6 protein-coding genes are annotated in these 10,340 nt (G+C 43.9%); all 6 read right to left on the reverse strand.

Translation table 11 applies throughout. The features are described 5' to 3' along the window. Positions 1 to 475: 475 nt before the first annotated feature. The 6 genes from QUA50_RS25460 to QUA50_RS25485 all read right to left on the reverse strand — a co-directional run bounded on the left by QUA50_RS25460 (position 476) and on the right by QUA50_RS25485 (position 10,185). Positions 476 to 955 (reverse strand): hypothetical protein, encoded by a 480-nt coding sequence (locus tag QUA50_RS25460; RefSeq protein ID WP_333267951.1) that lies wholly within the window; start codon positions 953 to 955, stop codon positions 476 to 478. Between the two features lie 177 nt (positions 956 to 1,132). Beyond that, positions 1,133 to 2,770, reverse strand: a complete 1,638-nt coding sequence (locus QUA50_RS25465; RefSeq protein WP_333267953.1) for a glycosyltransferase family 39 protein — start codon at positions 2,768 to 2,770, stop codon at positions 1,133 to 1,135. 15 nt (positions 2,771 to 2,785) lie between these two features. Further along, a complete protein-coding gene (locus QUA50_RS25470) occupies positions 2,786 to 4,414 on the reverse strand; it encodes a glycosyltransferase family 39 protein (protein ID WP_333267955.1) in 1,629 nt (542 codons plus the stop codon). Positions 4,415 to 4,450: 36 nt separating this feature from the next. Then, on the reverse strand, positions 4,451 to 6,076 hold the full coding sequence (locus QUA50_RS25475) for a glycosyltransferase family 39 protein (protein WP_333267957.1): 1,626 nt from the start codon (positions 6,074 to 6,076) through the stop codon (positions 4,451 to 4,453). Positions 6,077 to 6,200: 124 nt separating this feature from the next. Further along, positions 6,201 to 9,176: an L-glutamate gamma-semialdehyde dehydrogenase gene (gene pruA, locus QUA50_RS25480; RefSeq protein ID WP_333267959.1), complete on the reverse strand. Its 2,976-nt coding sequence runs from the start codon at positions 9,174 to 9,176 to the stop codon at positions 6,201 to 6,203. An 85-nt stretch (positions 9,177 to 9,261) separates the two neighbouring features. After that, entirely contained in the window at positions 9,262 to 10,185 is a 924-nt protein-coding gene (locus QUA50_RS25485; RefSeq protein WP_333267961.1) for a hypothetical protein, read from the reverse strand. Between the last annotated feature and the right edge of the window lie 155 nt (positions 10,186 to 10,340).

Consider the following 10,340-nt stretch of genomic DNA (forward strand, 5'->3'; position numbering starts at 1 on the left):
TTGAAAGTGGGATGGGCGTCCCGCCCGTCATGAGTGGACGGGCGGGACGCCCATCCCACAATAACAATTAAAATTGTCAGTTATTTAATTCGCGATCCTAACCATAATATCCCGGTCGGGGCGGGTTTTTGAGATTGTCAATTGTGGGCAGGTATTGTTTGCGAACCCTCCCCTACAAAAATCGCGGTCGCTCGACCGGACATGATATAATTGATAATTGGTAATGGGGAATTGGTAATTGGTAATGGGATTGACATACTGTTACCAGATTTCGTAGGGGCGGGTTTCACCAACAATATCGAATTTCTACTAACAATATACCTAAACCCGCCGCCACACAACTAACAATCTACATCAACATGGATTTGTATTGAATGCGAAAAATGTACAAGGGGTTTACCGTGGGATAGGGGCGGGTTTTATATATTGTTCATTAACCTAAATATTGTTGGTGAAACCCCCCCTACAAGCCAAATTAAAAATTGGCGGCGTAAGTTAAGTCAAATTGGCGGCACAGGGTGATGCAGCAGTAGCTTGGTCGATCGAATACTAACTCGTAATTCATCTCGCCGTCTATTTTGGTGATCGGCTGCTTTAAGGGGATGCCCTGAATGTCGTATTGACGGCGTTCTAAGGCACTCCAGTCGATAATTTTGGAGTCGATTTGGTTCTGCAACTCAGTGGCGATCAGATATAGGTGCATCTTGTCTTGAACTTTCCCAGTCAGAGGAAATTTTATTAACACTGACTGGGTGACGAGGGGTTTTTGGTCGTTGGGATGCTTCTGGGTGTAGCAGCTTTTGAATTCTATATCGTAAGGTTCTACATTGAATTTCTCTCCACTGCCGATCGCCGATGAGTGCAAATCTTTCAGGCACTTTTCTAAGTGAGGAATCAGCCCTAAGTCTGGATCGCACAGCAGTTTACGAATGTTGGAGATTTCAGGGACTGTCATTGGAGATTTTTGATGTTATTTTTTTATTCTTAACTTTTAGCTTACCACTAAAAACAAACCTATTGAACTATACTTGCGACATACTTCCAAAAATGCCGTTTATGGCCCGGATGTGCCAGCGAACAAGAGATTTATTTTTAGGCTGCCAACAGGTATTTTTTGTGTTAATATTTTAGATTATTTATTGGTAATTTTCCACAGATTAAGCTCGACATTAGTGTCAGCCGGATCTATTTGATAGTTTTGTTGCTGAATTGCCGATCGCAAAGTAGAGGACGGTCTGTATAAAAACAACTCACTGAAACCGCCGGGAATTTGCGGAGGTTGGGGTTTTTTCTTGACCAATTCTCGATTTTTGTAGCAAGAAGTGTAACAGCGGGGTTCTATTAGCAGTTTTACTTTTGGTTCTAGGTAATAACTTAAAGGCATGATATGTGCGATATTGGCATCGCTGATAAATAGGGGATTGCTGGCTTGATTGACAGTCGCGGCTACTTCCAAGGCACGCAACCAACCGCTGCCTTTATTCCACCAAATATCTGCTTGAGAACTAACTCCACCGGATATAATACCTGCGGAAAAAACTCCCACTATAACTATTTTCCACAAATTTTGCTGTTTAAACTTTTCCAAATTGTTACTAATTTTCTCAGACAGCAGGTAAGCCACTGCTATCTGAATTCCCACATAACAAGGAACTAAATATCGCGGATTTGCCGATCGCCTTCCACCCTTGATTAGATCGGGTACTGCTAAAAACAAAGCAGTTGTTGCAATTAATAACAACACAATCAACCACACTCGCTTTGGTGTTTGTCGGCATAGATAATAAAGGGCATAGCCGGCTAAAGCTAAAATCATGATACCAACTGGAATTAGCAAAGCGAGTTGTGTGGCGTTGGCAGTTCCATCAATGCCAATATCAAAAAATGCTACGGTGATGGAACCAACCCACCTGCTGACTAATCTTAAGAAATTTGTTTGTTCTGCCCATATTGTTGTGCTTCTAACTTGATTGAAATTTTCTACAGTATTTACCAGGGAAGGCATGAAGCATATCAAAGCGATTAAAGATGCTACATAATAGGAAATAAATGTTTTCACATCGCGCCAGTTGGCAATAACTGCGACGTAGATTGCGTGGGCGGCAGCGACGCAGACAAATAACAAGTGGGTGTACAATCCCAGTGTTGCTGTGGCTGCATAAAGCGCCCAGGAAAGAACAAGGGCGACAGGATTTTGATTTTCGTCAGGGCGCGTTGCTCGCAGCAAGGCGGCAGTGGATAAAATAGTAGTTACTGTCCACAAACTGTACTGTCTTGCTTCTTGGGCAAATAGGATGTGGTAGGGAGAAATTGCGAAAATTGCGATCGCCATCCACGCTACTGCTGAAGATTCAAATAACTCCCAAGCCAGCCAATAAACTGCGGGAAATACTAGCAGGCTAATCACGGCGGCCAAACTTCTCATTGCTGCAACGGAAGTGCCGAACCACTGCGCCCAATATCGCGCTAGTACGTAATACAGCGGCGGGTGTTGGGGGTCTTCTGTTGTTAAAGAATTGAGGGTATCCCTTAAAGTTTTTTCGGAATTAATCTGCTGATATTTTTGTAAATCCGCAGGCGAGGTTATTTTCTGGTACGAAATTTCTTTGATTATTTCGGCTTCGGTGTAGCCAGAAACTCTCAAAGAAGTATATGTTTCGTCGATCCAGTAAAATTTGCGATCGAGATTGGCGAACCGAAATAAAATACCTATGACTAATACGGCTATAATTAAAAATTGCAGCCAATTTCGGGGAACATTAAAACGCATTTTTTCAACCCCACTTCATTTTTTTAGCAATTTACTCAAAATTATATCTTGATTTTTTAGAGTGTAAATAGTTGGTATTTCATAACGAGTATTTTTTTCTATTTCTGTTTTGAGTTCTAGGGAAATACCATACAAAAAAATCTCGTTAAAATTTGGTGGAATTTTCACAATTTTAGGTGGCAATACTAAAAAATTAGCTGGGGAATTGATTAAGTAACTCAAACTGAGTAAGTTGCCGATCGTATCTACACTATACATCCACAAGTCTGTTATGAGTAATGGCCGAGAAGCTGAGTTTACCGTGCGGGCGATCGGGATGTTAATATAAGAGCGGTCTTTATTCCACCAAGAGTCTGCTGGCAAATAGATGCAGCAGGATATAATTCCAATAGAGAGCAAAGCAGCCAGAGCCAGTCTCCACAGCTTTAACAACTGCATTGTAACTTGAGGAGATGTCATTTTTACCGCCAAAAAATAGGAAACAGCTATCTGCATTCCTAAATAACAGGGAATCATGTAGCGGGTGTTGATCGATCGCATTCCGCCCCTGATTAAATCCGCTGGCAGGAAAATGCCTACTGTCACGCAGGTTAATGTCATAACAAACAACCAAACACGTCTTTCTGTCTGACTCAGCAGCACATAAAAAGAATATCCGACAGTTATTAAAATCATTAAAATAACTGGGATAGTTAATATGAAATATAATCGTGGCAAATCAGAGTATAACCCGACATCAAAAAATTGCCTAATAATGTTTAAAACGAAATTTGACAATAATTTTGAAGTTGGAATTTTTAAGGACTGCCATGCTATTTTCTCACTGACATTTTGCGAATTTATTAAATAAACTACAATCCAAGGAAATAAGGCGATAAATCCTGCGCTTCCTGCTATAAAATACCCAATTACAGTCTTGTTGAACCGCAGATTTTCCGAGATGACTACATAGATTCCATGCCCTAGCGCCACCAGTGCAAATAATAGGTGAGAATAAAATCCCAGTGCTAATGTTACCGCATAAATTGCCCAACTGCTGTTAGTTTTTAGCCGCATTGCCCGCAGCAAAGCAGCGCTAGACAGCAAAATTATTAATACAAACAAGCTGTAAGGTCGAGCTTCTTGAGCGTAAACTATTTGAAAAGGCGATACAGCTAGTAATGAAACTGCCAACCAAGCTGTCAGCGAGGAATCAAATAATTCTAAGCACAGCCAATACATACAAGGCAATGCGAGCAAACTAAAAACTGCCGACATACTTCTAGTTACAGCCACTGAATCGCCGAACAGTTGCACCCAAAATCTCGTGGCTACAAAATACAGCGGAGCGAGTTGGGGTTCTTCTAAAGCTAATCCTTTTACGGTATCTACGACGGTTTTGTCTGAATTTATCCGTTGATATTTTTGTAAAAATTTAATGTCCCGACTTTCACCGTCAGCTACTTGCTGAATAAACTCAGATTCTGTATATCCAGAGATCCGCAGGGAGGTGTAACTTTCATCTATCCAGTAAACTTTCTTTCCTAGGTTGGCGAAGCGAAAGAATATGCCGAGGACTAATACAACTATAATTAAAAGTCGCAGCCACTTGTCAAGTGAATGGTTGTGAGAATTTAGTCGATCGGAATTTTTCGGTAATTCCATTTTAAACAAACTCCCCTACGGTTGCAATATAAAACCTCATTTTTTGACTATTTTTCCTAGAATTATTTCGTTATTTTGAGCATAGATTGTTTGTATTTTATATTGATTATTTTTGGTAATTTCTGTCTTTAATTTTTGAGAAATACTGTACAAAAATAGATCGGTAAAATCATCAGGTATTTCAACATTTTTAGGTGACATTAGTAATAATTTAGCTTTGGGATCGATTTGGTGACTCATACCGAGTAAATTGCCGATTTTATTTACATTATACACCCACAAGTCTGTGATGAGTAATGGCCGAGAAGCTGAGTTGATTGTGCGGGCGATCGGGCTGTTGATATAAGAGGGGCCTTTATTCTCCCAAGAGTCTGCTGGCAAATAGATGCAGCAGGATATAATTCCAATAGAGAGCAAAGCAGCCAGAGCCAGCCTCCACAGCTTTTGCCACAGCAGTGTAACTTGAGGAGATGTCATTTTTACCGCCAAAAAATAGGCAACAGCTATCTGCATCCCTAAATAACAGGGAATCAGGTAGCGGCTGTAGATCGATCGCCTTCCGCCCAAGATTAAATCCGCTGCCAGGAAAATGGCTAATGTCACGCAGGTTAATGTCATCACAAACAACCAAACACGTCTTTCTGTCTGACTCAGCAGCAAATAAAAAGAATATCCGATAATTATTAAAATCATTAAAATAACTGGGATACTCAATAGGAAATATACTCGCGGTAAATTCGAGTACAATCCCACATCCAAAAATTGCTTAATAATGTTTAGTCCCGACTGTTTAACTAAGTGTGAAAGGGAAATATTAAAATACTGCCATGCTGTTCTTTGACTGGCAATTTGCGAATTTATCCATAAAACTACAGTCCAAGGAGAGAAGGCAATAAATCCTGCGCTCGCTGCTAGGAAATAGCTTATTACAGTCTTGTTGAACCGCAGATTTTCCGAGATGACTACATAGATTCCATGCCCTAGCGCCACCAGTGCAAATAATAGGTGAGAATAAAATCCCAGTGCTACTGTTACCGCATAAATTGCCCAACTGCTGTTAGTTTTTAGCCGCATTCCCCGCAGCAAAGCAGCGCCAGACAGCAAAATTATTAATACAAACAAGCTGTAAGGTCGAGCTTCTTGAGCGTAAATTATTTGAAAAGGCGATACAGCTAGTAATGAAACTGCCAACCAAGCTGTCAGCGAGGAATCAAATAATTCTAAGCACAGCCAATACATACAAGGCAATGCGAGCAAACTAAAAACTGCCGACATACTTCTAGTTACAGCCACTGAATCGCCGAACAGTTGCACCCAAAATCTCGTGGCTACAAAATACAGCGGAGTGATTTGAGGTTCTTCTAATGCTAATCCTTTTACGGTATCTACGACGGTTTTGTCTGAATTAATCCCCTGATACTTTTGTAAGTATTTAATATCCCGAATTTGACCGTCAGCTACTTGCTGAATAAACTCAGATTCTGTATATCCAGAGATCCGCAGGGAGGTGTAACTTTCATCTATCCAGTAAACTTTCTTTCCTAGGTTGGCGAAGCGAAAGAATATGCCGAGGACTAATACAACTATAATTAAAAGTCGCAGCCACTTGTCAAGTGAATGGTTGTGAGAATTTAGTCGATCGCGATCTTTGGTAGATTCCATTTTATAACTAGCTAATCTCCCACAATTTTTTACTGTCACCCCACCTGTAAGGTGCGCTGGGCGCACCCTACGAACTTAACAGCCAGAGAGAGGACTGAAGTCTTCACTACGAACAAAGGAATGATTAATCATCCACTCCTTCTATCGGCGCAAAACCCTGCCGCTGAATATTTTCAGTGATAGTGCGCGGTTCGAGGAATTGCAGCAAATAATCCGGGCCACCCGCTTTAGAACCAACTCCCGAAAGTTTGAATCCTCCGAAGGGTTGGCGCGATACCACAGCGCCGGTAATTCCGCGATTGATGTACAGGTTTCCGACTTCAAAATCGGATGCGGCTCGATCGATATGCGAAGGCGTGCGAGAATACAATCCGCCAGTTAAAGCAAAATTTGTGCCGTTAGCAATCGCAATCGCTTCGCTGAAATTTTTTGCCCGAATCACCGACAAAACCGGGCCGAAAATTTCTTCTTGGGCGAGAGTTGCTGTCGGCGATACTTCGGTAACAATGACTGGGCCGACAAAATAACCGGTTTCCTGTGCCGGCATTTCTAAAGCTATCTTAGCTTCGGCGCGACCTTTTTCGATGTATTCGCGGATGCGCGAATGGGCATTTGCATCGATCACGGGGCCCACTTGAGTGCCGGGATTTTCTGCTGGGCCGACATTGAGCGATCGCGTCGCTTCTACCAATCTTGCCACAAAATTATCGTACACCGACTCGACCACAATTACTCGCGAACAAGCGGAACATTTTTGGCCGCTGTAGCCAAATGCCGAATAAACTACGCCTGCGACTGCTTGGTCTAAATCCGCACTTTCATCGACAATAATTGCATTCTTGCCGCCCATTTCAGCAATTACTCGTTTCAAGTGTTTTTGTCCCGGCTGCAAAATCGCAGCATCGGCATAAATCTGACAGCCAACTTCCTGAGAACCGGTGAAAGTAATCATGTGAACGTCGGGATGTTTCACCATGTAAGCGCCGACGGTTGAACCTTTGCAAGGCACGTATTGAAATACGCCTTTGGGGATTCCGGCTTCTAGCAAGATTTCTGTGATTTTTGCTGCAATTACTGAGGAAACTTCCGCAGGTTTGAGCAAAGTACAATTACCAGCAACCAGCGATGCAACTGTCATGCCTACGGGAATTGCAAGGGGAAAATTCCAAGGTGAAATGATTAAAGAAATGCCGCGCGGCTGATAGCTATAACGGTTAGTTTCTCCGGGAATGTCGTAATTTTTTCCTTGTTCTAACCGTTCCATTTCGTCGGCGTAGTAGCGGCAAAAATCAATAGCTTCGGAGACTTCGGCATCGCATTCTCTGACAGGTTTGCCGACTTCAAACACCATCCAAGCTGACAGTTCGTGCCGCCGCTGTTCCATCAATTCTGCGGCTTTGCGGAGGACGCCTGCCCGCTGGCGGACGGGGGTTTTTCGCCAACCTGTGAAGGCTGCTTTTGCTGCTTCAAGGGCTTGTTTGGCCTGTTCTTCGGAAAGCAATCCGATGGTGCCGACTACTTCTGTGGGATTGGAAGGGTTGAGTGAGTTAACGGTGGCTTCAGTATTTTGGTATTCGCCATTGATTAGGGGTAAATAGGTTTTACCTAAGTTGGCGCGCACTGATTTGATTGCTGTTTCTGCTTGTTGCCGCAATTTGGTATTGGCGTAGTCGGTATCGGCAACGTTGGGAAATACTTTGCTGTAAACTAGCTGGTCATTTCCGTTAGCAACTGGTGCGGCTAACAATTGTTCGATCGGCATTTCTTCGGAACTTTGCCGGATGAAAGAACTGTTGGCGGTATTTTCCAGCAAACGGCGGATCAAATAAGCCATTCCCGGCAGCAAATCGCCGTAGGGGCAGTAGACTCGAACGCGATAACCCCGATCGACCAAAAGCTTAGCTAATTTGTCGCCCATGCCGTACAGCACTTGCATTTCAAAGCGGCGGCGCGGTATATTGAGAGTTTCGGCAATGGCGATCGCCCTGGCTTGCGATCGGACATTATGACTGCCAATAGCTGCATACAAATATTCGTGATTTTCTAGCAGCAACTGCGTCATCTGCTCGAAATTTGCGTCGGTAGCAACTTTGTCATTGTAGACCGGCTGCGGCCAATCTTTCTGCATCGCTTTGATAGTTTCCTGATCCCAGTAAGCGCCTTTTACCAGCCGCACTGTTACCGGATTTCCGCGTTTTTTTGCCCAGGAAATCAGGTTTCGCAAATCTTGAGCGCTGTCGCGCAAATAAGCTTGCAATGTAATTCCAATATCCGTGCGGCTGCGAAACTCTTCCTCTAACAATAAGTCTTTGAGAATGCTCAGAGTTAAACTTTTGTAAGCATACTGTTCCATATCGAAATGAACCGCCGCGCCCAACTCCTTCGCGCGGCGCAGTAACAGGCGAATTCTCTCGCTTACTTTCTCTTCGCTACCTTTAGCATCCAAAGGGTCAAACTGAGAATAAAAAGCCGTTAACTTTACCGATACTTGCACTCGCGGCAGAGTTTCGCCGTCAGCTTTGTCAATTGCATCTACCTGCGGCCAATTCTTCGCTGCCTTCGCCAGTTCCTCCATCAATTCCAAATAGCGGTTAAGATAAATTTGCGCCTCAGCTTCAGTGATTACAGCTTCCCCCAAAAGGTCAACTGTAAAACCCATTTTATCTTTGCGAAGTCGCTCTAAAGTTTTAACTACCTGCTTGATATTTTCCCCAGAAATATACTTGTGCGCCAAAGTTTCCACCGCAGGCGCAACCGTCGTCGCAGCCAATTGTCCAGGAATCGAATCAGCGTTAGTAAAATTGAGCAATTTTTTCAAAGCTTCGGGCAATTCTACCTCTTGGGCGGTCAGGTATTCTTGCAGGTGGCGGGCAATTTCCGGCTTGCTGCGGAGTGCCGGCAAACAGTCGATGAATCGAAACAATTGCACCCGCAGTCCGGGGCTAGCCATCGCCCAATCCATTAGTTTGTCGTCCCAGCGCATTTGGTCTTGCAGTTGACCGAAAAAAGAGCGCTTTTGGTCTTGAGTTGCCTTCAGGATTTCTTTGGCAATTTCCTGGGTTTTTGCTTCGTAGATGCTTGGAGATATTTGTGCAACCATTGGTAATTAGTAATGGGTAATTTGTAATTTGCAACCAGGGCGGGTTTATGTATTGTGTAACTACCCCCTGAGACAATTATACTTGCTATTTTACTTCAATCTTAACTTGGTAGTTTGCTTGGCGATCGCCTGAAATTTCAATAGTATAATCGCCGCTACTGGCTAGTTGACCTTGCCACTGACCTGTGCTATCAGTAGTACCTAAATTTTCACCGTTAGGAGCAATAATTGCGGCGCTAACTTGACCTTCTTGAACATTAATTGTCATGCTTTGGCCGCTATTGCACTCCAGTAAGTAGCGCCTGGATATGTTGGCTCGCAAACTATTGCTCAGAGTAGTTCCCGTAGCACCGGCTTGAAAGTAAACTCGCTCGGTTACAGGGGTTTCAACCGCAGCGGGAGTTGGAGTTGGAGAAGGCAACGGCAAAGGAGAAGGCAACGGCGAAGCAAGTTGCGGAACACCAGACAGAGAGGGGATTTGAGTGGGACGGGGCGACGGAGGGAATGTGGCGGGCCGTCCATTTCCAGGGGCTGGGGGAAGTCCGGGCCTGCGGTTGACGGGCGCTGTGGCGACAGGCGGAGGGCTTTCGGGGAGGGGTACGTCAGCGGGTAGTTTGATTTGAAGGTTGGCTCTTTCCTGATACATTTTCCACGCTAGCAAACTTCCGAGACTAAGGACGGAACCGACTAAGATTCCGCTGAGAAAAACTGCTAAGATTTGCCACGAGCGAGCTGGTTTTGGTTCGGGGTTGGCAGTTGGAATTGTTGGAGGCGGATAACTTGTAATTTGAGTTGTTTCCGGCGTGCTATCGGCGACAACTGGAATTGTTTCGGCTGCGTCGATGGGCGCTGAAATATCTTCGGGCGTGGCAATTTCTGCGGGAGTTTCTGCTGGTGCGGAAGTTGAATCAGCCCTGGCAATTTCACTGCGATCGAACTCATCACTGGCAGTGGAAATTGTTTCCGGTTGCTGAGTCAAAATTTGTTTTTTTTCCTGTTCGTCGCTCATGGGGCTAAATTTATTTTAGAAAGACCGCTTTTAGACATTTTACGTTACTGGTGCGATCGCCTGCACTGAAATTATCTAGCAGAATGAAGAAGGCACGACACGGATTTTGACACGGATACACGCATCTTGCCTGTTCATAAAAATGGTACTTGTGT

Source organism: Microcoleus sp. M2_D5 (genome assembly GCF_036701935.1).
GTDB lineage: Bacteria > Cyanobacteriota > Cyanobacteriia > Cyanobacteriales > Microcoleaceae > Microcoleus.

Bases quoted from the DNA above. Each gene is read 5' to 3' on its own strand.
- QUA50_RS25460 (WP_333267951.1), bottom strand. From the start codon at position 955: ATGACAGTCCCTGAAATCTCCAACATTCGTAAACTGCTGTGCGATCCA.
- QUA50_RS25465 (WP_333267953.1), bottom strand. From the start codon at position 2,770: ATGCGTTTTAATGTTCCCCGAAATTGGCTGCAATTTTTAATTATAGCC.
- QUA50_RS25470 (WP_333267955.1), bottom strand. From the start codon at position 4,414: ATGGAATTACCGAAAAATTCCGATCGACTAAATTCTCACAACCATTCA.
- QUA50_RS25475 (WP_333267957.1), bottom strand. From the start codon at position 6,076: ATGGAATCTACCAAAGATCGCGATCGACTAAATTCTCACAACCATTCA.
- pruA (WP_333267959.1), bottom strand. From the start codon at position 9,176: ATGGTTGCACAAATATCTCCAAGCATCTACGAAGCAAAAACCCAGGAA.
- QUA50_RS25485 (WP_333267961.1), bottom strand. From the start codon at position 10,185: ATGAGCGACGAACAGGAAAAAAAACAAATTTTGACTCAGCAACCGGAA.